The following is a 20,830-nucleotide window of genomic DNA, read 5'->3' as shown; positions in this document are numbered from 1 at the left end:
CGAGGCGGCCGCCGCTTCCGCGAAGTCCTCAAGGGGAGGAAGGCGGCAAGGTCGGGATAGCTGGCGCGCCGTTTCTCATCCTTAATTCGCAGCTTTGCGAGTCCATGACGGTAATATGGCGCGACCCTGGATTTTCATCGCCGTCGCTTTTGGAGCCGGCGGCCTGCGATTCCGAAGCTACCAGTCGGTTCCAACGAACTCGGCGTCGAGGGGACTCCTGCAACAGAAAAATTGTTGCAGCATTGTTGCAGGTTCGAACCCTTTTCGCCGTGGTTGTAAAATCGGTTCGCGCCCGTCAACAGATTTTACAAAATACAATCAAATGTTTATGGCGGAAGGGGTGGGATTCGAACCCACGGTACCCTTGCGGGCACGCCGGTTTTCAAGACCGGTGCCTTAAACCACTCGGCCACCCTTCCGGACCGGGAGCCGTCGTCATGGCAAGGCGGGATCGAGGTCGCCGGCCAGCGGTTGCGACGGCGTCCGCTGCGCTTGTTTAGGGTGGATTGCCTGGCGGGGTCAACGGCTTGCCTGAACGCCTTTTGAAAGCCGACGGCAACGATCAGACCGGCGCTATGTCCGACTTTGGTTAAAGCGGTGCGCTCTGCGAGCAGTTCCGTACCGGTCCTGAGCGGTGCCGTGGATAAGGGCGGATTAGGGTTAATCAATTGGTCTCTTGCCGCGGGGCCGAGGTTTCCCGGGGAAGTGAGTTTGTTGGAATGCGTAAGCCCGACTTTGACGTTCGTCCGAACGCCGAGCCGATCGATCATCCGCTCAATCGTGCCCCTGTGGTTCACACCCGCGACCCTGAAGCGATGCGCGAGGCGATGCTGTCGGTCTACGGGGCGCGGGATTTTGTGGCGGAGGCGGAGGGGTTCGAGGGATTCGGCAGCTATGTCGGGCTAGAGGGCGTAGGGCTCGGCTTCTGCGCCTATGCGGCGCCGGCGGTGGCCGAGTTCGACGAGACGGACTTCGCCCGGGTGCAGATCGCGCTACGCGGCAGCAGCCGGACCTCGTCCGGCTCGTCCAGCGTCGATGTCGATCCCGAGCATTGGTGCGTATCGTCGGCCGGTACACCGTCACGGCTCGAATTCGGCCCCGACTACCAGCAGATGATCCTTCGGATCACCACTTCGACGCTGACAGCCACGCTGGAGGCGTTGCTCGGCGTCAAGCCACGCGGCAAGCTCACCTTCGCGCCGCATCTGTCCTGCGATGATCGTGGCGCGTCGGCGCTGCGCGATCTCGCTCTGTATGTCGCCCGCCACGTCGATCCGGCTGCTCCGGCCATGCCGCCGTTCATGCTGCGGGAGATGCAGCAGGCGCTGGTGGTGTCGTTTCTGAGCGTGACCCGGCACAATTACAGCAGCCAGCTCGACCGCGACGCCCGGGATACTGCTCCCGATTACGTCCGCGTCGCTGAAGATTTCATCGAGGCGTCCTGGAATCGGGCGATCACCATCATCGATCTGGCGGCGGTGACCAATGTCGGCGTCCGCAGCCTGTTCAAGGCCTTTCAGAAGCACCGCGGTTATTCGCCGATGGCGTTCGCCAAGGCGGTGCGGCTGAACAAGGCGCGCGAGATGCTGCTGTCGGGGGATCCGTCCCGCTCGGTCACCTCGGTGGCATTCGCCTGCGGCTTCACCAATCTCGGCCATTTCGCCAACGACTATCGCCGCCGCCACGGCGAGCTGCCCTCGGAAACGCTGGCACGTCGGCGTTGACCGGAGCCCCGGCCGCCGCTTGGGCTGCTCCGTCGAGTTGCGCATAGGCAGGTGGCGTCGTCTTCGCTAACCATGTGGCGTCAGGACGATCGGGGCGCGCCGCGGGCGGGCGCAGGAGCGGCAGAGCCGGCCAGGTGAGCGAAGACGGCAGCATCGGGCATTCCAGTAACCTCGTCGGGGTGCCGATGCGGTTTCTCACCGGCGTCGGCTTCAACGACGCGCCGGTGCCGCTGCACATCGCCGGCGTGCGCGAGATGAATCCCGGCCTGTTCGAGATGCTTGGGCAAGCGCGCGACCTCGCTGAAGCCGGCGAGGCGTTCGCCTGCTACATGACGGCGCTGTTCGGGATCGACGCCGAGCAGCGCGTCCGCGGCCGCGACGGCCGCCGCCGTTTCCGCTCGTCCTACCTCGATCTGATCAAGGGCTGGGGTTTCGACAGCAACGGCGCCGAGGGCGCGGTGCTGAAGGGCTGGGTCGAAAGCCGGTTCGGGCTGTTTCCGACCTTTCACAAGGAGCCGATCCGGCGGATCGCCAGTCCGGTGTGGACCGTCTATGTCGAACAGAAGATGTCGAGCCGCTTCCACAACAACGCGATCTTCGTCCAGCTCGATCTGCTGTATGAATTTTGCCAGTGGGCTTTGACGCATTTCTCCGCCACCGGTAGCACCCATGTGACGCTGTATCGCGGCGTCAACGGCTTCGATGAGCATCAGATTGTCGAGCGGCTCGACAAGCGCCACTGCATCATCCGCCTTAACAACCTGACCTCGTTCACCTCCGACCGGGGTATCGCCGATTGCTTCGGCGACACCATCCTGACGGTGCGGGTGCCGGTGGCAAAAATCCTGTTCTTCAATCGGCTGCTGGCTGCCCATCCGCTGAAGGGCGAGGGTGAGTATCTGGTGATCGGCGGCGACTATCGCGTCACCGCGAGCTACTTCTGAAAGGGCGCGCCATGACCTCGCCGAGCCTGCAAGACCGCGCGCTCGCCGCCTATCTGGGCTTTGCGATCGGCGACGCGCTCGGCGCCACCGTCGAGTTCATGACCAAGTCGGAGATCGCGGCGCGCTACGGCGTGCACAAGGACATCATCGGCGGCGGCTGGTTGCGGCTGAAGCCGGGGCAGGTCACCGACGACACCGAGATGGCGCTCGCTCTCGGCCGCTCGCTGATCCGCTGCGGCGGCCTCGAGCTTTCTGATCTCTGCGACGAATTCGCCGCCTGGCTGAAGACCGGCCCCGTCGATGTCGGCAGCACCTGCCGCCGCGGCATCCGCCGCTACATCACCACAGGTGAGATGCAGGGGGCATATTTTGAAGGCGACGCCGGCAACGGCGCCGCGATGCGGATCCTGCCGCTGGCGCTCGCCACCTCCGGTCGTCCGGAGCAGGCCAATGCCTGGACCATCGCGCAAGCGCATATTACGCATCATCATCCGTTGTCGGATGCGGCGGCGCTCGCGCTGGTCAAGATGTTGCAGACACTGCTGGCGGGGCAGGGGCAAAGCGTCGCCCGCGTCATCGCCGACGATCTGGTGCACGCCCACCGCATTTTTGGTTTCACGCCGTATCGCGGTCCCGCTACCGCCTATGTGGTCGACACTCTGCGGACCGTGCTGCACTACTATTTCGCGACCGGCAGCTTTGCCGATTGCCTGATCGCCACCGTCAATCAGGGCGACGATGCCGACACCACCGGCGCGCTCGCCGGAATGCTCGCCGGCGCCACCTATGGCCTCGCCGCAATCCCGAAGCGTTGGCTCGATCGGCTCGACCGCGATACGGTCACGGCGATCCGCGGTCAGGTGCCGAAGCTGTTGGAATTGGCGGCCGCCGCGCCTGGGTAGCGGATCGCTTAAATATTGCCGCACATGGGAAAGGCCCCGCGCTCTGCGGAGCCTTTCTCGCGACCATATAGATCTGGACGAGTGACGTCCCGAGATCATCCCGTTTGCAGGATCGATCCCAGCGACGATCAGCGCTGTTCGATCTCCAGCAGCGCGACGAACTGGTGGATGAAATCGTAGATGCTCCAGTACAGCGCGCCGTGGGTATCGATGTCGTCGGTGCGAAACGCCTGTGCGAATGATGCCATGACTGCCACCCTTGTTTTTGTTGTGCCGCGGACGCCGCTGGCGTCGTCGCGGGAGCAGCCTCGGCCGGCACCACTTAACAACTGGTTGGAAGGGCAGGCGCTCGTACTTTGGAGCGTTAGCGGACGTTGAACAAACGCCGCTGATCGACAGAAATAACTACACCGATACCAAGCGGAATGGCATGTCGGGATTTTGGCCGTCAATAATTACCAACGATGGGAGCGCTAAATGTCTCGGTTCAAACAAGCTCAATCGTCGACGCGGGTCAAAATGGCCTTCATCGGAAGGCCGGGTGTCTCGTGGGCGTAGCCTTCGATCGTGACGTAGCCATCCTTGGCGACGCCATCGAAGATGATTTCGAACGGCTCGATCCCGAACACCGACAGCCGCGAATGATCTGACGAGTAGCGTACCCCGCGCAGATTCCCGCTCACTGTCAGTCCCTTCTCCGAATAGGCGCCGGAATACAGGAATGTGGAGTCGCCGCCCTGGATCTTGCCGTCGTGAAGAAAGATCACGCCGTGCGACTTCTTTCGCGCCGTCTCGAACTCGGCCTTGTAGAACCCTCGAAGATGATCGGTCATGTCCACCCCTGCGATCGCCGCGGGTGCTCTACCACTCCAGGTTTAGTAAGAGAAGCGGTGGATGCATCTGGAGTTGAAAAATGCTGCGGGAGCTTAGGCGAGGTGGTTCGGCGAGGGCGTTCTGATCGCACGCGAAGTCGCCGGGGAGCGGTCGATCGCGGTGCATCAAATTGCTGCACAAGGGCGGTAAAAGCGGCAGGTTTCGCATCAACAATGCGCTTGACTTGAACTACGAACTCGACGACCGTAATCGTCAAGCGTTGGGCAACTAAGCCCTGAGACGCAAAGAGTTTTGAACCATTTCCGACACCGCGCAGATCGATGCGCGTTTGGTTGGTGGCGAAAGCGCCCTCGGCTCGACAGCCGGTGGGCGCTTTTTGTTTTTGGACACGGGCATGACGAAGCGGCTGCGCATCGGTGTGATGTTCTCCACGACCGGCTCCTACGGGGCGGTCGGGCGCACCATGCTCAATGGCGCGATGCTCGGGCTCAGCGAGGTGGCGACTAGCGGAAATGGGCCGGAGATCGAGCCGGTCATCGTCAATCCCGGCGGCGACCTTTCGCAGTATCGCGCGCTGGCTCACGAGCTGCTGGCCTCCGGTGTGCGGCAAGTGATCGGCTGTTACACGTCGTCGAGCCGCAAAGAGGTGATTCCGTGCTTCGAGAAGCACGATGGCCTGTTGTGGTACCCGTCGCACTACGAAGGCTTCGAGAGCTCTGACAACGTCATCTATACCGGCGCCTCGCCGAACCAGCACGTGCTGCCGCTGGTCGATTATCTTGCCGCCAAGCATGGCAAGCGCGCCTTCTGCATTGGCTCGAATTACATCTGGGCGTGGGAGAACAACCGGATCTTCCGCGAAGCGCTGATCGCGCGAGGCGGCGCGGTGCTGGCGGAGCGCTATCTTCCGGTCGGGGACACCGACGTCGATCGTTCCATCGCGGCGATCCTGGAGCAGCGCCCGGATTTCGTGTTCAACAATCTGATCGGTACCAGCGCCTACGCGTTCTTCCGTGCGTTTCGTGCGGCCTGCCGGGCGCATGGCATCGACCAGGCCGCCGAAATCCCGGTGGCGAGCTGCACCCTGGCCGAGCCGGAGCTTTCCGAAATCGGCGCCGAAGCGGTCGACGGGCATCTGTCGTCGAGCGTGTATTTCGCTTCGCTGGCAGGCGCGGCCAACGATGCCTTCACTCAGGCTTACGCGACGAAGTTTCCGGATGCGCCACCGACTTCGGCGGATGCGGAAGCCTGCTACATCGCGGTCAAGCTGCTCGCCGCCGCTTTGCAGCAGGCCGGCACTGATGAGGCCAGCGCAGTGCGCGCGGCGGTCGCCGATCAGCGCCTGATCGCTCCCCAGGGGGAGGTGCGGATCGATCCGCAGACCTATCACGCCTGGCTGACGCCGCGGATCGGACGGTCGACGGCGGCCGGTCAATTCGAAGTGCTGCTCGAAGCGCCTGAGCCGATCGCGCCCGATCCGTATCTGGTGCAAACCTCGCCGCGGTTCGCCGCCGCTATGCGTTCTCCATTGTTGAGGCTGGTGAAGTCATGACCTTCCGACCGGTTCAGAACTTCAAGGGCGGCCGCGCGCTCGTGGTGATAGAGCGCACGGGCAGGGAAGGCGCGCTGGAGCCGACGCTGGCCAAGCTCGGCGTCAGCTGCGAGATCGCCCCGATCGTCGACGGACGGGCTCAGATTGACCTTTCTTCGCTGGTGCCTGATCGCGACATGCTGTTCGTCGACGGCGATCTCGACGGTGTCCTGGCGATCGAGCTCAATCCGCTGTCGCAGCTGCCGCCGGTGCCGGTGATCGGGCTGGTCGGCGTCGAGGCGCCGAGTCGGCTGAAGGCACTGGTCAATCTCGGTGCCACCGCGTTCCTGCGCAAGCCGGTGCACGGCGGCGCCGTGTACTCGGCGCTGTTCATGGGCATCAACCAATTTCTCCTGCGTGGCGGGATGCAGGAGCGCCTGCAGACGCTCGAGGAGCGCCGTCGCGGCCGCAGGGCCGTGCTGCGCGCCGTGGTCCAGCGGATGCGGGACAGCGGCCTCGACGAAGACGGCGCTTACGACCAGATCCGCCGGGAGAGCATGCGCGTGAGGCAGAGCCTGGAGAGTTACTGCGAGGATCTGCTGAGCCGACGGGCGAGGCCGCCCGATTCGACTGGCCACACCGGCACTCCGCCGCTGCACCGTGGCGACAAACGAGCGATGTAGGAGACAGCAACATGACCGGAACTGTATTACGGGGACTGCATGCAGCAGTCCTCACGGGGACGCTTGTCCTCGCGTCAGGTGCGGCGTTCGCCGCGGAGAAGCCGATCAAGCTCGGCGTGCTCGAGGATCAGTCGGGCGATTTCGCGGTGGCGACGATCGGCAAGGTCCACGCCATCCAGCTCGCCGCCGACGAGATCAACAAGGCCGGCGGCATCATGGGCCGGCCGCTCGAACTGGTGGTGTACGACACCCAGTCCGACAACACCCGCTATCAGGAGTTCATGCGCCGGGTGCTGCAGCGGGACAAAGCGGACGCGGTGTTCGCTGGCTTCTCTTCGGCCTCACGCGAAGCCTATCGGCCGATCGTCGATCAGCTCAATGGTCTCGCCTTCTACAACAACCAGTATGAAGGCGGCGTCTGCGACGGCCACATGATCGTCACCGGTGCGGTGCCCGAGCAGCAATTCTCGACGCTGATCCCGTGGATGATGGAGAAGTACGGCAAGAAGGTCTACACGCTCGCCGCCGACTACAATTTCGGCCAGATCTCGGCCGAATGGGTCCGCAACATCGTCAAGCAGCACGGCGGCGAAATGGCCGGCGAGGAGTTCATCCCGCTCGGGGTGTCGCAGTTCTCGCAAAGCATCCAGAACATCCAGAAGGCCAAGCCGGACTTCGTGGTGACGTTGCTGGTCGGCACCGCGCAGGCTTCGTATTACGAGCAGGCTGCTTCGGCCAACGTCAACCTGCCGATGGCGTCCTCCGTCAACGTCGGGCAGGGCTACGAGCACAAGCGCTTCAAGCCGCCGAGCCTGAAGGACATGTACGTCACCACCAACTACATCGAGGAAATCGACTCGCCGCAGAGCAAGGCGTTCCTGGCCAAGTTCAAGGCGAAGTTCCCGAACGAGCCCTACGTCAATCAGGAGGCCGAGAACTCCTATCTCGCGGTCTATCTCTACAAGCAGATGGTGGAGCGGGCGAAGTCGACCAATCGTGACGAGATCCGCAAGGTGATCGCGCAGGGTGACGTCTGCATGGATGCGCCAGAAGGTAAGGTCTGCATCGACCCGAAGAGCCAGCACATGTCGCACACCATCTACCTGGCGCACGTCAATGCCGATCACTCGATCGACTTCCCGAAAGTCTGGCCGGACATCAAGCCGTATTGGCTTGGCGAGGCCGGCTGCGACCTGACCAAGAAGGATCCGATGGCGCAATACACGCCGTCGAACCCGCCGCCCAAGTAAGTGCGGCGGCCCGCTCCGGCGCACCCTGACGCGCCGGAGCGGCTGCTCTGCCTCCACGGACTTTCGTCGGGCCGCCGGAGCCGCGGCCTTCCACGCCCACCTTGCTGGACGTCAGATGGACATCGCTACCTTCGCCTTCGCGGCGCTGTATCAATTCGCCGACGCCTTCGCCTTCCTGGTGCTGTCGGCCTGCGGGCTCGCCGTCATCTTCGGCATGATGGGCGTCATCAATCTCGCCCACGGCGAGTTCATCATGTGCGGCGCCTATGTCACCGCCACCGCCGTGCACGCCGGGTTGCCGCTGCCGCTCGCCATCCTGACCGGTGCGCTGGTGTCCGCGGTGGTGGGCATGTTGGTCGAGTTCGTGGTGGTGCGGCATCTGTATGAACGTCCGCTCGACACCATCGTGGCGACCTGGGGCCTCAGCCTGATTGCGACCCAAGGGACGCTGATCGTGATCGGCTCGACCATGGCCGGCGTCGGCACGCCGTTCGGCAGCTTTCAGGTCGGCGCCTATTCGTATTCGATCTATCGGATCGTGCTGTTCCTGGCTGCGCTCGGCGTGCTCGGATCACTCTACGCGCTGTTCAATTGGACGTCGTTCGGCGTGAAGGCGCGAGCCACCATTCAGGTGCCGCATATGGCGGATGCGCTCGGCGTCGACACCCGCTGGATCTATAGCCTGACCTTCGCCTGCGGTGCCGGCCTCGCCGGGCTTGCCGGCGGGCTCTACGCGCCGACCATGACGCTGGTGCCGACAATGGGCGCGACGTTCCTGATGGAGGCGTTCGTCACCGTGGTAATCGGCGGCGCCGATGTGTTCCTCGGCACCGCGCCGGCTGCCGCAGTCCTCGCGGTGGTGAAGTCGGCGATGACCTCCTGGCAGGGGCAGTTGTTTGGCCAGATCGGCCTCTTGGTCGCGGTGATCATCGTGGTCCGGGTGCTGCCGAAAGGCATCTCCGGCTTCCTGCTGCGCGAACGGACCTGAGGGAGGCGAGGGTGAACGGATTGATCTCTCTCTTCCGCCGGCTCGAAGGCCCCCAGACCAAAGGCCGCGGCAAGCTGTTCTGGTCGGTGTTCGTGCTGGCACTGTTCGGCGCGCTCGCCTATCCGATGTTCAGCGACGGCTACACCGTCGGCAATACCGCGTACTTCTTCGTCTGGGTGTTCATTGCGCTCAGCCTGTGCCTGATCTGGGGCTACGGCGGTGCACTGTCGTTCGGCCAGACCGCATTCTTCGGCATCGCCGGCTACAGCTACGGCATCCTGACGCTGAACTTCGGCGCGGCGTACGGTTTCACCCTAGTCGCGGTGCTGGCAGCGATCGCGATCGCCGCGGTGGTGGCGCTGCTGCTCGGCTACTTCATGTTCTTCGGCCGGATCGAAGGCGTGTTCCTCGGCATCGTCACGCTTGCCGTGACGTTGATGCTGGAGCGGTTCATGGCCCAGACCGCCGGACCGGAATGGCGGATCGGCGCCGCGCGGCTGAACGGCTTCAACGGCATGAGCGGAATGCCGCCGATCACCATCCCGTGGTTCGACGGGCCGATCGTGCTGTTCGCCGATGTCGGGCTGTACTACCTGATCCTGGCGTTGGTGGTCGTGGTCTATCTCGGCCTGCGTATCCTGGTGAACTCGTCGTTTGGCAACGTCATCGTGGCGATCCGGGAGAATCCGGAACGCGCCGAAATGCTCGGCTACGACATCCGCAAGTATCAGCTCATCAATTTCGTGATCGGCGCCGGGCTCGCCGGGCTGTCGGGCGTGCTCTACACCGCCTGGGGCCAGTACATCACGCCGTCGAGCATGGGCATGACGTCGGCGGCGCTGCCGCTTATCTGGGTCGCGGTCGGGGGGCGCAGTGATCTGACCTCGACGCTGGTCGGCACGCTGGTGGTGCTCGCCGGTTTCCAGGCCCTGACGATCTACGGCAGCCAATACGCGCTGGTGGTGATGGGGCTTCTGCTGGTGCTCACCGTGTTGATCGCGCCGAACGGTCTGGTGCTGGGAGCAATGAACGTGATCGGCCGGCTCGTCGCCCGCGCCAAGGGAGGACGGAACTGATGGCGCTGCTGCAACTCCGCGGCCTGAACAAGCATTTCGGCGGCCTGCACGTCACCAACCAGGTGAATCTGTCGTTCGAGACCGGCGAGATCCACTGCCTGATCGGCCCCAACGGTGCCGGCAAGAGCACGCTGTTCCGGCTGATCCTCGGCGAATACGCGCCCGGCTCCGGTGAGATCTTCTTCGCGGGCGAGAACATCACCGCGCTCAAGTCGTTCGCGCGGATCGCGCGCGGGCTCTCGGTGAAGTTTCAGGTGCCGGGCGTGTTCAAGGGGCTGTCCGTGCGGCAGAACCTCGAGATCGCGCTGCAGCGGACGCGGCACGGCGCCGAGCTCGATCAGGAGATCGATCGGCTGCTGGCGTTTCTCGGCCTCGAAGCCGAGCAGAAGCAGACCGCGGGCAATCTCAGCCACGGTCAGAAGCAGTGGCTGGAGATCGGTATGGCCACCAGCCTGAAGCCGCGGATGCTGCTGCTCGACGAGCCTACTGCGGGGATGTCGCCGGAAGAGACGTTCCAGACCGGCGAAATGGTCAAGCGGCTCAATGCCGGAGGCATGACGGTGCTGGCGATCGAGCACGACATGGCGTTCGTCCGCCAGGTCGCGCAGCGCGTCACCGTGCTGCATCTCGGTCAGGTGTTCGCACAGGGCTCGATCGACGACATCGTCGCCGACGAGCGGGTCGCGGCGATCTATCTCGGGCAGGCTCATCACCATGCGTAAGGAAGTCATCCTCAACACCGTGGGACTGCGGGCTGGCTATGGCGGCAAGCCGGTGCTGCAAGGCCTCGAGATCGAGGTCCGGGAAGGCGAGATCATCGCGGTGATCGGCCGCAACGGCGTCGGCAAGTCGACGCTGATGAAGAGCCTGATCGGGCTGATCCCGGCTATGGACGGCTCGATTGTGTTTCGCGGCGAACCGATCGAGCATCTGCCGGCGTTCAAGCGCGCGCGGCTCGGCATTGGTTATGTGCCGCAGGGCCGCGATGTGTTTCCGCGGCTCAGCGTTGCCGAAAACATCGCAGTCGGCGCCTCTATCAAGGGGCGGCTCACCGAGCAGCAGCGCCGCGAGGTTGTCGAGACGTTTCCAATCCTCGGTGAGCGTTGGAGCCAGCGCGCCGGCACGATGTCCGGCGGTCAGCAGCAGCAGCTTGCGATCGGGCGTGTGCTGGTGGCGGATCCCGAGCTGATCCTGCTCGACGAACCGTCCGAGGGCATTCAGCCTAACATCGTCCAGGACATCGCCCGCGACATGGTCGCGCTGAACGCCAAGACCGGCGTCACCATCATCCTGGTCGAGCAGAACCTCGACATGATCCGGGCGATGGCCCAGCGCTGCTACGTCATGGACAAGGGCCGGATCGTTGCCGACCTCGACCGCGCCGCGCTCGACGACGAGGCCGAAATGCGCCGCCACCTCGCGGTGTGAGCTGATTTCAACCAAGGAGACCAACATGGCCTGGCAGACTGAATCGATCATGGCGCGCAAGGGCGTCGCCAAGGGCGTTCGCGGCGCGACCCACACGCTCACCGAGGCGCAGCAGGGCAAGTATCACTACGTCTATGGGCCTTATTTCGACAAGGTCCTGACCGTCGATCCCGGCGCGGTGGTGGCTGCCGAAACGCATGATGCGTTTGAAGGCGCGATCAAGAGCGAGACCGACGTTCCGTCCAAGATCCTGAACTTCCCGTTCCTCAATCCGCAGAACGGCCCGATCTGGGTCAATGGCGCCGAAAAGGGCGACACGCTGGCGGTGTACATCGAGAGCATCGTGCCGCGCGGCCCGCAGCCGCGGGGCACCACGGTGGTGATGCCCGAATTCGGCGGCCTGGTCGGCACCGGCAACACCGCGCTGCTGAACGCGCCGCTGCCGGAGCGGGTCAAGAAGCTCGAAATCACCGCCGAGCACGGCACCAAATGGAATGACAAGATTACGCTGCCGTATGAGCCTTTCATCGGCACGATCGGGACCTCGCCGGAGATCGAAGCGATCTCGTCGCTGGTTCCGGACTACTACGGCGGTAACATGGATCTGCCCGATGTCGGCGTCGGCGCCATCATCTATCTGCCGGTCAACACCGCGGGCGCGCTTTTGTATCTCGGCGACTGCCACGCCGCGCAGGGCGACGGCGAACTCTGCGGCGTTGCGATCGAGCATCCAACTGTCACCACGGTGCAGATCGATCTGATCAAGGGCTGGCCGATCCACTGGCCGCGGCTGGAAACCAAGGACTTCATCATGACGATCGGTTCGGCGCGGCCGATGGAGGATGCCGCCCGCATCGCCTATCGCGAGCTGTGCCGTTGGATGGCGGCGGATTACGGCTTCGACGAGATCGACGCCTATATGCTGCTGACGCAGGCCGGCCGCGTCCGGCTCGGCAACATGGTCGATCCGAAGTACACGCTCGGAGCGTCGATCAAGAAGTCGTTCCTGGTGTGAGGGGAGCGACGGCGATGTCGCAGCTGCTGAAGGTCGCTACCGTCCAGTTCGAGCCGATCATGGCCGAGAAGGAGCGCAACATCGCGCGCCTGCTCGAGCTGTGCGAGGAGGCGGCGGTGGGAGGCGCCAAACTGATCGTCACCCCGGAGATGGGCACCACCGGCTATTGCTGGTACGACCGCGCCGAGGTGGCGCCGTTCGTCGAGCCGATCCCAGGGGCGACCACGGCGCGTTTCGCCGAACTGGCGCGCAAGCACGATTGCTACATCGTCATCGGCCTTCCGGAAGTCGATGAGGACGGTATCTACTATAATTCCGCCGTCCTGATCGGCCCGGAGGGATTGATCGGGCGTCACCGCAAGACGCATCCCTATATCTCCGAGCCGAAATGGTCGGCCGCGGGCGATCTGCACAATCAGGTGTTCGACACGCCGATCGGGCGGATCGCGCTGCTGATCTGCATGGACATCCATTTCGTCGAGACCGCGCGGCTGATGGCGCTGGGCGGCGCCGACATCATCTGCCACATCTCCAATTGGCTGGCGGAGCGTACCCCGGCGCCATACTGGATCAGCCGGGCGTTCGAGAATTCGTGCTACGTGATCGAGAGCAACCGCTGGGGGCTGGAGCGCACCGTGCAGTTCTCCGGCGGAAGCTGCGTGATTGCGCCGGATGGCGGCATCGCTGCGGTGATCGATGGCGGCGATGGTGTTGCCTTCGCCGACATTGACCTCGAAGCGGCCCGTGCGCGGCGGATCGGCGGCGAGGCGGTGTTCCGGCAGCGGCGGCCGGAGCTATATCCCGAACTGCTGACCGGCACCTTCAGCTGGAATCCGTACGACTTTTTCGGCTTGTACGGCCACGAGGCGTGGCCGAAGGGCAAGCGCTCCAAGCTCAGCGCCGCGCAGTTCGCCCCGAGCGGCGACGTCAATGCCAATCTCGATCGGATCGAGACGCTGGCGCGCCAGGCGAGGGCGGACGGCGCCGAGATGGTGGTGTTTCCCGAGCTGAGCCTGACTGGGGTTGGCGATCCGAAGGGGCTTGCGATCTCTGTGCCGAGCGCCGCTACCGACCGGCTTGCGGCGCTCGCGGGCAAGCTGTCGCTGTATCTCGTCTGCGGTCTCGCCGAGCGCGACGGCGAAATCTTCTACAACAGCGCGGTGCTGGTCGCGCCGGACGGCAGCCTCACGACCTATCGCAAGACCCATCTGACCGAAGACGAACGGAGCTGGGCGCAGCCCGGCGATAGCTTCGTCGTGACCGATACGCCGCTCGGCCGCGTCGGTCTGCTGATCGGCCACGACGCGATATTTCCCGAAGCCGGCCGCGTGCTGGCGCTGCGCGGCTGCGACATCATCGCGTGCCCGGCCGCGATTACGACGCGGTTCAGCACGCCTCATGCGGGGACGAGCGTCCAACAGCCGGCACCGATCCCGACCGGTGCCGATCCGCATCACTGGCATCACTTCCGCGTCCGCGCTGGCGAAAACAATGTGTTCTTCGCGTTCGCTAATGTGGCGGATATGGCGCGCGGCTATCCGGGACTGAGCGGCGTGTTCGGGCCGGATACGTTCGAATTTCCGCGCCGTGAGGCGCTGATCGGGAGCGAGGAGGGCGTTGCCACCGCGACGATCGACACCTCCAATCTCGACAGCGTGTATCCGACCAACGTGGTGCGGCGGAAGGATCTGGTGGCGATGCGAATGCCGCACAGCTACCGGCCGCTGGTGCAGGCTATGGCCGGCAACTACTAACCAAGGGGAGCGAGCATGGATCTGGGATTGAAGGGCGCCAAGGTACTCGTCACCGGTGCCACCAAAGGTATCGGCCGCGCGATCGCCGAGACGTTCGCGGCGGAAGGTGCGCATGTCGGTCTATGTGCGCGCAATGCAGCCGAGGTCGAGAGCGCGGTCGCTGCGCTGAAGGCGAACGGCGTGTCGGCGTTCGGCAGTGCCGTCGACGTGTCCGATGGCCCGGGGTTGAAGGCGTGGGTTGCCGACATGGCGGCCAAACTCGGCGGCATCGATGTGGTGGTCGCCAATGTCAGCGCGCTGGCGATCGGCTCGGACGAAGAGAGCTGGGCGAAAGGCTTTGCCACTGACATGATGGGCACGGTGCGGCTGGTCGACGCCGCGATGCCGTTTCTCGAACAGAGCCAGCAGCCGGCGATCGTCACCGTCTCGAGCGTCTCGGGGCGGGAGATCGATTTTGCCGCCGGGCCCTACGGCACCTTCAAGGCGGCGATCATTCACTACACCCAGGGTCTTGCTTATCAGCTCGCCGGCAAGGGCATCCGCGCCAACACCGTCTCGCCCGGGAATACGTACTTCGAGGGTGGCGTCTGGGAGCAGATCAAGAACGGCAACCCCGATCTCTACAACACCGCGCTCGCGCTCAACCCGACCGGCCGGATGGGCACGCCGCAGGAGATGGCGAATGCCGTGGTGTTTCTCGCCAGCCGTGCCGCCAGCTTCATCACCGGCACCAATGTTGTGGTCGATGGCGCGCTCACCCGTGGCGTGCAGTTCTGAGGTGCTGCACGTCATGCTGAGCTCATTTCATTCTGCATCATGGAATGACGCTGTTACCAAATACCTTTGCGGGGTGAGCGCGCCCAAATAACGATGCGCCGCGTGCTGATCAGTTGCGACGCGGCGTGTGGATCAGGCTATACAGCCGCGTTTCGGGTGGTGGGGGGCGCGGTGTCGAGTAGCAGCAGTAACTGCGCGGTCTGTCGATCTGCGACGGAATTGCTGCGCGCGCGCCCACTTGTGGAAGGCTACGAGCTTCGCGACTACGCGTGCCCGCAATGCGGCGGTGTGTTTAAGATCGTCGTCAAGTGCGAGGAAGCTCAGCCGCGGCAACCGCCGAAGCCGGACAAGCCTTGAGCTGCGTATCAGGCGCCCGCGAGGAGCGCTGCACCACGGCCTGATCGATCCGTAGCGTTACCGGATCGCCAATGCCGAGCTCGCTTGCTTCGGACAAGCGCAGCCGCAACTTGCGGCCGTCGACCAGCACCGTGCAGACGCCGCTCGCGTCGCGCTCGCCGAGGTAGATGCCGGTGAGGACGAATGGATCGCGGCCCGGCGCGGCGACCAGCGACTCCGCTGGCCCGCCGTCGAACACCACGCGGCCGTGCTCGATCCGGACGACGCGGTCGGCGAGGCGAAGGATCTCGGATGCGTCGTGGCTGACCAGCAGGGTGGTGGTGCCGAAGCGGCGATGCAGCCGGAGCAGATCGTCCTGCAGCTTGCGCCGCATCGCCGGATCGAGCGCCGACAGCGGCTCGTCCAGCATCAGCAATGACGGCCGCCGCGCCAGTGCGCGGATCAGCGCCAGCCTCTGCTTCTGTCCGCCCGACAGCCGGTCCGGCATGGCGTCGGCCAGCCCCTCGAGCTCGACCAGTTGCAGCAGCTCGTCGACCTCATCACGATGGGTGCGTGATCCGATCGCATAGTCGACATTGCCGCGCACCGTCATGTTCGGAAACAGCGCGTAGTCCTGAAACACCAGCCCGATCGAGCGCTTTCGCGTCGGCACGTTCACGCGCGCCGCGCTGTCGCTCCACAGCGTTCGGCTGACGCGGATGCAGGCCTCTGCGGGTCGCGCCAAGCCGGCCGCAGCCCTGAGCAGGGTGGTTTTGCCGGCACCCGAAGGACCGGTGATCGCCACCAGCGAGCCCAGCGCGATCCTCAAGTCGACGTCGAGCCAGAACGGTCCCGCCGGCCCGCTCAGCGGTGTGCGGACGCGGAGCGCGATGTCGTCCGTCCCATTCTCCATTGCCTGTCTGCCTAGCGGGATCGTTGTATAGTGAAATATACAACGATCGCTGCCTCTGCTAGCCAGAGTTCGGCGAGCGGATGCAAGGGCGAGGGGTTTGGAATGGTGTGGTCGATCAGATCGGCGGTGATGGGCGTGGCCCTGGTGTCGTTCGCGGCGCCGGCGTTTGCGGATGAAACGACGCTGGCCGCGGGTGCAGGCTATCGGCGGCCGATCGCCGAACTGGCCGCTGCCTATGAAAATCAGTCGGGCGACAAGCTTCTGCAGGTGTACGGCCACATGGGGCAGGTGCTGGCGCAGGCGCGCGAAAGCACTCAGGTTGCTCTGGTTTGCGGCGACAAGGCTGTTCTGGAAAAGGCCAAGGATCTCGGCATTGCGCAGATCGCGCCGCTCGGCCTCGGCCGGCTGGTGATCGCCTACCGCAAGGGCCTGACGCTCGTGAAGCCGGAGGATCTCGCGGCCCCCGATTTCAAGCGGATCGGCATTCCGGATCAAGCTAGCGCCGTCTATGGCAAGGCTGGCCGGCAGTTTCTCGAGCGCAGCGGGCTGGCCGCAACGATCGATGCCCGCCTGGTGCCGGTCGCCACCGTGCCGCAGGTAACGAGCTACGTCGCCAGCGGCGAGGTCGATGCCGGCTTCATCAACGCCACCGATGCGATCGGCGCGGCAGGCAACATCGGCGGCTATGTCGCGGTCGACAGCAAGCTGTACGATCCGGCCGAGATCGTCTGCGGCGTGCGGGCCCCGGCCGCGAAGGTGGCCGAGGGTTTCGTGCAGTTCCTCGGCACCGAACAGGCTCGCACCATCCTGCAGCGCTACGGGCTGTAGGCCGCGATGCTCGCTGCCGCGATCGAGGCGCTGCGCGATCCGGCGCTGATCGCGCCCGCGCTGCTATCACTGAAAATCGCCGCAGCGACGCTGGTGCTGCACATCGTGCTCGGCACGCTGCTCGGCTGGGCGCTGGCGCAGCGATCGTGGCCGGGCCGCACCGTGCTCGACGCGGTGGTGACGATCCCGCTGGTGTTTCCGCCGATCGCGCTCGGCTTCTTCCTACTTCTGCTGCTCGGACGCCGCAGCCCGGTCGGGCAGTGGCTCGACGCCAGCTTCGGCTTCAGCTTTGTGTTCTCGGTGGAGGGCGTCCTGCTGGCCTCGGTGATCGCCGGCCTGCCGTTGGTGGTGAAGCCGATCGAGGCGGCGATCGCCAGCGTCTCCCGCAGCCTCGGCGAGGCATCGCGCACGCTCGGCCGCAACGAATTCGAGACGTTCTTGTTCGTGATCCTGCCGAACATCCGCGGGGCGATCGTCGCCGGCCTGGTGCTCGGGACCGCGCGATCACTCGGCGAGGTCGGCATCACTTTGATGCTCGGGGGCAACATCGTCGGCAAGACCAACACGATCTCGCTCGAGGTCTACAACGCGGTGTTCAACGGTGAGTACGGCCGCGCCGCGGTGCTGTCGGCGCTGCTCGGCGTGGTGTCGCTGATCGTGTTTGCGGTGCTGCGGCGGGCGTCGCGACCGATCCCGCATTGAGCGGCACCGCGGGGGGAGGACTAATCCTCGCGCGACAGCTTGGCTTCCAGCTTCTTCAGCGAGTCGGCCGATGGCGGTGCTTTCTTGAACTCGCGGATCGCCTCTGCCAGTTCCTGATCGGTCATCGGCGTCGCAGGCTGACGCAACCGGCCGCCGGCGAGACCGTCGGCGATCAGATCGAGGTGCTCATCCGGGCCGTCGAAGAACTGCCGGATGCGGGCGAGAAAGGCTCGGTAGGGCAATGGACCTCCTGACGGACGGAGCTGCGCCCTGGCGGCTGCGACGTCCCATGTTCTCTACTGTTCCCGACACGGAACGACTCGGGACTGTAGGCGGAACTGACAAGGCTAATCCTATCATTTGATCCAAGGACGGGCGAGCGGGGCAGCGATGTTCACCCCGCATGTGCCGGCACGTTACGCTGGCGCGGCGCGGGCTCCTGGCGTGCCGCAGAAAACCTTTGCCGGTACTGCCCCGGTGACAGGCCGGCGATCTTGGCGAATACCTTGCGAAACGATTTGGGATCTTTGTATCCGCATTGCCAGGCGATCTGGTCGATCGGCAGCGTCGTGCTTTCCAGCATCACGCGGGCGCGGCCGATCCGCAGGTTCTGGCAATAGGCTAGCGGTGCGAACCCGGTGGCGCGTTGAAACCGGCGCTGAAACGTGCGGGGTTCGAGCCGCGCATGCTCGGCCATTGCCGCGACGGTCACCTCCGGCAGATCGATCCGCTGCAGCCAATGCTGCACCTTGAGGATCGCGGCGTCGCCGTGCCGGAGCCGCGGCAAGAACACGCTGTAGGCACGCTGGTCGCGGCCGGGCGGATCGATGATGAAGCTGCGTGCCGTCTCGATCATCGTCGCCGGACCGAGCAGCCGCTCGATCAAAGTGAGGCCCATATCGGTCCAGGCCATCATGCCGCCGGCGGTGATGATGTCGCCGTCGTCGATGATCAGCTTGTCGGTATCGACGCGGATGTCCGCGAACCGCTCGGCGAGTGCTTCGGCATAGGACCAGTGGGTGGTGGCGACGCGGCCTGCCAGTACGCCGGTCGCGGCGAGCAGGAACGTGCCGGCGCACACCGAAGCGAGCACCGTGCCGTCCTGATGGCGGGATTTCAGATAGTCCACCAGGCCGCCGGCCTGAGGCGTTTCTGCCGGCTTCTCCAGGCTCGGCAACAGCACCAGGATCGTCGGATCACCGTCCTCAGCCGGCAGACTGTCGAACACGCGGACGATGCGATCCTGCGCGTTGTCATAGGCGAGGTGGCTGATGCGGAGGAGCGGCGTCGTCTGGCCAAGACGCTGCCGTGCATTGCGATCGGCGATGGTGAGCAGATCGGTCAGTCCGTCGACGCTGGCGCGCTGCACCCCGGGGTACAGCACCAGGCCGATTTCCGGCGGCGACGATGCGCGGGCCATTGTCGGATTCGCCCCTCGATTTGTCGGGTCCGCCCATCCTGAGCGGCGTGTCTTTCACCTAGCGTGCAGCCATCGGCGCCGCAACGGCGCTCAAGGGAGGTTCTCATGACCAAGCGCGCACTGGTGATCGTCGATCTGCAGAACGACTACTTTCCGAACGGAAAGTTCGAGCTGACCAATATCGTCCCAGCGGCCGAGAATGCGGCCCGGCTGCTGCGGACCGCACGGGCCAAAGAAGAGTTCGTCGTCCACGTCCAGCACGTGTTCGCCTCGGCCGAGGCGCCGTTCTTCGTCAAAGGCACCCCAGGGGTCGAGATCAATCCCGCAGTCCAGAACCTCGAGGGCGAACCCGTGGTGGTGAAGCATCGGCCGAACTCGTTTCTGGAGACCGATCTCAATGCGCAGCTGATCGCCAAAGGCATCACCGACGTGGTGATCTGTGGCGCAATGAGCCACATGTGCATCGACGCCACGGCGCGCGCCGCGGCAGATCTCGGTTACACGGTGACGGTGGTGCATGATGCGATCGCGACCCGCGATCTGGAGTTCGGGGGCGTTCATGTGCCCGCCGCGCAGGTGCAGGCGGCCTTTCTCGCCGCGCTCGATTCCAGCTACGCGGCAATCGTTGCCACCGATGAGCAATTGCAGCTCTGATGCGGATGTGGTCGGCTTGACGGAATGACGACCGAATAAACGCCGTGCTTACGCCGAGGGTGCTTTGGCGTCCCCCGCAGCATCGCGTGATGAGACGACTCGCCGTCCGTTGATGGGCTGTCCGTGTACTGATACCAATTAGTTCGCGACCGAGAATGAAACCGTTGTCTGCTGCACGGTCAGCAGCAACGGACGTTCCCGCTGTCATTTATCTTTGGAATGGGCGGGCGAGGGAGATCGACTAATCTCCCAATCAATCGGTGGCGGCGTCATGGGGCATTCATGTGAGCCGCCAGCGGATGATTGGGGGCATCATGTCGAACGTCGAATTGATTTTCAAACCTGTTCGTTTTCTCGCGCGATTGGCGGCCGTCGCGATGGCAGCAGCGGTCGCACTTCCCGGTGGCGCGTCGGCCGATCCGGTGAGCCCGGCGGGGTGGACCGCAGGTATCGCGCTAGGCGCGCCGCTGCCGGAGGGCGTGTACCTCATCAATACCGCGACTTATTTCGAACGTTCGTCGCGGTTTGCCGCCCCGACGATCGATGCCGGCGTGAACATTCCGGTGGTGGCGTGGTCGACGCCGGTGACGATCCTCGGCGGGCGGCTCGAAATCCTCGGAATCTTTCCGGAGCTGACGGTCAGCGTCAATCCGAATAGCCCGACCAGTGCCGCTTGGCGGGATTTCTATAATCCGGCGGGGCTGGTCGGTCTGGCGTGGGATCTCGGCGGCGGCTGGGGCTTTGCCAACTATGTCGGCGCGTTCGCACCGGTGAACACCACCCTCGGCAACACGCTTAACCTCGGCGGCAATTACTGGACCTTCCTGGAGTTGGCGACCGTCGCCTACAACCGCGACACCTGGAGCGCGACCGCCAACTTCACCTATTCGAGCAGCGGCAGCGATCGCGCCACCGGCGTGAGCATCCAGCCGGATACGGCGCAGATCGATTTCTCGGTCTCCAAGCACTTCAACAAGTGGGAGGTCGGCCTGGTCGGCTACGGCTCGACCGATCTCGGTTCGCCGTCGCCGTTCCGCACCGCAGGCGGGCTGTACGGCAACCAGCAGAGCC

At 64.6% G+C, this 20,830-nt stretch carries 21 protein-coding genes and 1 tRNA gene; 17 read left to right on the top strand and 5 right to left on the bottom strand.

Annotated features, from left to right (window positions below):
• Positions 1-329: 329 nt before the first annotated feature.
• Positions 330-419, bottom strand: a tRNA-Ser gene (locus tag DYI24_RS05205).
• 300 nt (positions 420-719) lie between these two features.
• Between DYI24_RS05205 and DYI24_RS05200 the strand changes: the two genes are divergently transcribed.
• The 3 genes from DYI24_RS05200 (at position 720) to draG (ending at position 3,570) form a co-directional block, all read left to right on the top strand.
• Positions 720-1,724 carry an AraC family transcriptional regulator gene (locus tag DYI24_RS05200; RefSeq protein ID WP_164571503.1) on the top strand — a complete coding sequence of 335 codons (1,005 nt, stop codon included), beginning with the start codon at positions 720-722 and terminating at the stop codon, positions 1,722-1,724.
• 185 nt (positions 1,725-1,909) lie between these two features.
• The gene (locus DYI24_RS05195) at positions 1,910-2,668 is read left to right on the top strand and encodes an NAD(+)--dinitrogen-reductase ADP-D-ribosyltransferase (RefSeq protein ID WP_205523375.1); all 759 of its coding nucleotides are present in this window, start codon (positions 1,910-1,912) and stop codon (positions 2,666-2,668) included.
• Positions 2,669-2,679: 11 nt separating this feature from the next.
• Entirely contained in the window at positions 2,680-3,570 is an 891-nt protein-coding gene (draG, locus tag DYI24_RS05190; protein ID WP_164571501.1) for an ADP-ribosyl-[dinitrogen reductase] hydrolase, read from the top strand.
• Positions 3,571-4,067: 497 nt separating this feature from the next.
• Here the strand turns inward: draG and DYI24_RS05185 are convergent, their stop codons facing one another.
• Positions 4,068-4,403 (bottom strand): GrlR family regulatory protein, encoded by a 336-nt coding sequence (locus DYI24_RS05185; RefSeq protein ID WP_107344334.1) that lies wholly within the window; start codon positions 4,401-4,403, stop codon positions 4,068-4,070.
• Positions 4,404-4,798: 395 nt separating this feature from the next.
• Here DYI24_RS05185 and DYI24_RS05180 point away from each other — a divergent pair, with 395 nt between their 5' ends.
• From DYI24_RS05180 to DYI24_RS05135, 10 genes are all read left to right on the top strand, one after another.
• Positions 4,799-5,956, top strand: a complete 1,158-nt coding sequence (locus DYI24_RS05180) for a transporter substrate-binding domain-containing protein (protein ID WP_164571500.1) — start codon at positions 4,799-4,801, stop codon at positions 5,954-5,956.
• Positions 5,953-6,618: an ANTAR domain-containing response regulator gene (locus DYI24_RS05175; protein ID WP_164571499.1), complete on the top strand. Its 666-nt coding sequence runs from the start codon at positions 5,953-5,955 to the stop codon at positions 6,616-6,618. The genes DYI24_RS05180 and DYI24_RS05175 overlap by 4 nt, the downstream gene beginning before the upstream one ends.
• Positions 6,619-6,629: 11 nt before the next feature.
• Positions 6,630-7,868 carry an urea ABC transporter substrate-binding protein gene (locus tag DYI24_RS05170; protein WP_164571498.1) on the top strand — a complete coding sequence of 413 codons (1,239 nt, stop codon included), beginning with the start codon at positions 6,630-6,632 and terminating at the stop codon, positions 7,866-7,868.
• A gap of 115 nt (positions 7,869-7,983) precedes the next feature.
• Entirely contained in the window at positions 7,984-8,856 is an 873-nt protein-coding gene (locus DYI24_RS05165; protein WP_164571497.1) for an ABC transporter permease subunit, read from the top strand.
• 11 nt (positions 8,857-8,867) lie between these two features.
• Positions 8,868-9,932 carry a branched-chain amino acid ABC transporter permease gene (locus DYI24_RS05160; RefSeq protein ID WP_164571496.1) on the top strand — a complete coding sequence of 355 codons (1,065 nt, stop codon included), beginning with the start codon at positions 8,868-8,870 and terminating at the stop codon, positions 9,930-9,932.
• Positions 9,932-10,654 carry an ABC transporter ATP-binding protein gene (locus DYI24_RS05155; RefSeq protein WP_011157964.1) on the top strand — a complete coding sequence of 241 codons (723 nt, stop codon included), beginning with the start codon at positions 9,932-9,934 and terminating at the stop codon, positions 10,652-10,654. Before DYI24_RS05160 ends, DYI24_RS05155 begins: the two co-directional genes overlap by 1 nt.
• Positions 10,647-11,360 (top strand): ABC transporter ATP-binding protein, encoded by a 714-nt coding sequence (locus DYI24_RS05150; RefSeq protein WP_164571495.1) that lies wholly within the window; start codon positions 10,647-10,649, stop codon positions 11,358-11,360. Before DYI24_RS05155 ends, DYI24_RS05150 begins: the two co-directional genes overlap by 8 nt.
• Positions 11,361-11,385: 25 nt before the next feature.
• Positions 11,386-12,375 (top strand): acetamidase/formamidase family protein, encoded by a 990-nt coding sequence (locus DYI24_RS05145; protein WP_164571494.1) that lies wholly within the window; start codon positions 11,386-11,388, stop codon positions 12,373-12,375.
• A gap of 14 nt (positions 12,376-12,389) precedes the next feature.
• Positions 12,390-14,129, top strand: coding sequence for a nitrilase-related carbon-nitrogen hydrolase (locus tag DYI24_RS05140; protein WP_164571493.1), 1,740 nt, complete (start codon positions 12,390-12,392; stop codon positions 14,127-14,129).
• 15 nt (positions 14,130-14,144) lie between these two features.
• Positions 14,145-14,906, top strand: coding sequence for an SDR family NAD(P)-dependent oxidoreductase (locus DYI24_RS05135; protein WP_164571492.1), 762 nt, complete (start codon positions 14,145-14,147; stop codon positions 14,904-14,906).
• 304 nt (positions 14,907-15,210) lie between these two features.
• On the opposite strand, the gene DYI24_RS05130 is transcribed toward DYI24_RS05135, so the two are convergent.
• Complete coding sequence (locus DYI24_RS05130; RefSeq protein WP_164571491.1) at positions 15,211-16,155, bottom strand: ABC transporter ATP-binding protein; 945 nt, start codon at positions 16,153-16,155, stop codon at positions 15,211-15,213.
• Between the two features lie 102 nt (positions 16,156-16,257).
• Between DYI24_RS05130 and modA the strand changes: the two genes are divergently transcribed.
• Positions 16,258-16,983, top strand: coding sequence for a molybdate ABC transporter substrate-binding protein (gene modA, locus DYI24_RS05125; protein WP_164571490.1), 726 nt, complete (start codon positions 16,258-16,260; stop codon positions 16,981-16,983).
• A 6-nt stretch (positions 16,984-16,989) separates the two neighbouring features.
• Positions 16,990-17,685 (top strand): molybdate ABC transporter permease subunit, encoded by a 696-nt coding sequence (gene modB / locus DYI24_RS05120; protein WP_164571489.1) that lies wholly within the window; start codon positions 16,990-16,992, stop codon positions 17,683-17,685.
• Between the two features lie 20 nt (positions 17,686-17,705).
• Here the strand turns inward: modB and DYI24_RS05115 are convergent, their stop codons facing one another.
• Positions 17,706-17,927 (bottom strand): hypothetical protein, encoded by a 222-nt coding sequence (locus DYI24_RS05115; protein WP_107344345.1) that lies wholly within the window; start codon positions 17,925-17,927, stop codon positions 17,706-17,708.
• Between the two features lie 152 nt (positions 17,928-18,079).
• Entirely contained in the window at positions 18,080-19,105 is a 1,026-nt protein-coding gene (locus DYI24_RS05110) for a GlxA family transcriptional regulator (RefSeq protein ID WP_164571488.1), read from the bottom strand.
• 105 nt (positions 19,106-19,210) lie between these two features.
• Here DYI24_RS05110 and DYI24_RS05105 point away from each other — a divergent pair, with 105 nt between their 5' ends.
• Both DYI24_RS05105 and DYI24_RS05100 read left to right on the top strand, forming a co-directional pair.
• Entirely contained in the window at positions 19,211-19,759 is a 549-nt protein-coding gene (locus DYI24_RS05105) for a cysteine hydrolase family protein (RefSeq protein WP_164571487.1), read from the top strand.
• Positions 19,760-20,136: 377 nt separating this feature from the next.
• Positions 20,137-20,830: transporter family protein (locus tag DYI24_RS05100; protein WP_246701159.1), on the top strand; the 694-nt coding region annotated here is incomplete at its 3' end.

It is taken from the genome of Rhodopseudomonas sp. BR0C11 (genome assembly GCF_010820945.1).
Classification (GTDB): Bacteria; Pseudomonadota; Alphaproteobacteria; order Rhizobiales; family Xanthobacteraceae; genus Rhodopseudomonas; species Rhodopseudomonas palustris_H.
The sequence above is the reverse complement of the archived record's forward strand: the minus strand, read 5'-3'. Positions and strand labels throughout refer to the sequence as shown.

Coding starts and splice junctions, on each gene's coding strand:
- DYI24_RS05200 (WP_164571503.1), top strand. CDS start 720: ATGCGTAAGCCCGACTTTGACGTTCGTCCGAACGCCGAGCCGATCGAT.
- DYI24_RS05195 (WP_205523375.1), top strand. CDS start 1,910: ATGCGGTTTCTCACCGGCGTCGGCTTCAACGACGCGCCGGTGCCGCTG.
- draG (WP_164571501.1), top strand. CDS start 2,680: ATGACCTCGCCGAGCCTGCAAGACCGCGCGCTCGCCGCCTATCTGGGC.
- DYI24_RS05185 (WP_107344334.1), bottom strand. CDS start 4,403: ATGACCGATCATCTTCGAGGGTTCTACAAGGCCGAGTTCGAGACGGCG.
- DYI24_RS05180 (WP_164571500.1), top strand. CDS start 4,799: ATGACGAAGCGGCTGCGCATCGGTGTGATGTTCTCCACGACCGGCTCC.
- DYI24_RS05175 (WP_164571499.1), top strand. CDS start 5,953: ATGACCTTCCGACCGGTTCAGAACTTCAAGGGCGGCCGCGCGCTCGTG.
- DYI24_RS05170 (WP_164571498.1), top strand. CDS start 6,630: ATGACCGGAACTGTATTACGGGGACTGCATGCAGCAGTCCTCACGGGG.
- DYI24_RS05165 (WP_164571497.1), top strand. CDS start 7,984: ATGGACATCGCTACCTTCGCCTTCGCGGCGCTGTATCAATTCGCCGAC.
- DYI24_RS05155 (WP_011157964.1), top strand. CDS start 9,932: ATGGCGCTGCTGCAACTCCGCGGCCTGAACAAGCATTTCGGCGGCCTG.
- DYI24_RS05150 (WP_164571495.1), top strand. CDS start 10,647: ATGCGTAAGGAAGTCATCCTCAACACCGTGGGACTGCGGGCTGGCTAT.
- DYI24_RS05145 (WP_164571494.1), top strand. CDS start 11,386: ATGGCCTGGCAGACTGAATCGATCATGGCGCGCAAGGGCGTCGCCAAG.
- DYI24_RS05140 (WP_164571493.1), top strand. CDS start 12,390: ATGTCGCAGCTGCTGAAGGTCGCTACCGTCCAGTTCGAGCCGATCATG.
- DYI24_RS05135 (WP_164571492.1), top strand. CDS start 14,145: ATGGATCTGGGATTGAAGGGCGCCAAGGTACTCGTCACCGGTGCCACC.
- DYI24_RS05130 (WP_164571491.1), bottom strand. CDS start 16,155: ATGGAGAATGGGACGGACGACATCGCGCTCCGCGTCCGCACACCGCTG.
- modA (WP_164571490.1), top strand. CDS start 16,258: ATGGTGTGGTCGATCAGATCGGCGGTGATGGGCGTGGCCCTGGTGTCG.
- modB (WP_164571489.1), top strand. CDS start 16,990: ATGCTCGCTGCCGCGATCGAGGCGCTGCGCGATCCGGCGCTGATCGCG.
- DYI24_RS05110 (WP_164571488.1), bottom strand. CDS start 19,105: ATGGCCCGCGCATCGTCGCCGCCGGAAATCGGCCTGGTGCTGTACCCC.
- DYI24_RS05105 (WP_164571487.1), top strand. CDS start 19,211: ATGACCAAGCGCGCACTGGTGATCGTCGATCTGCAGAACGACTACTTT.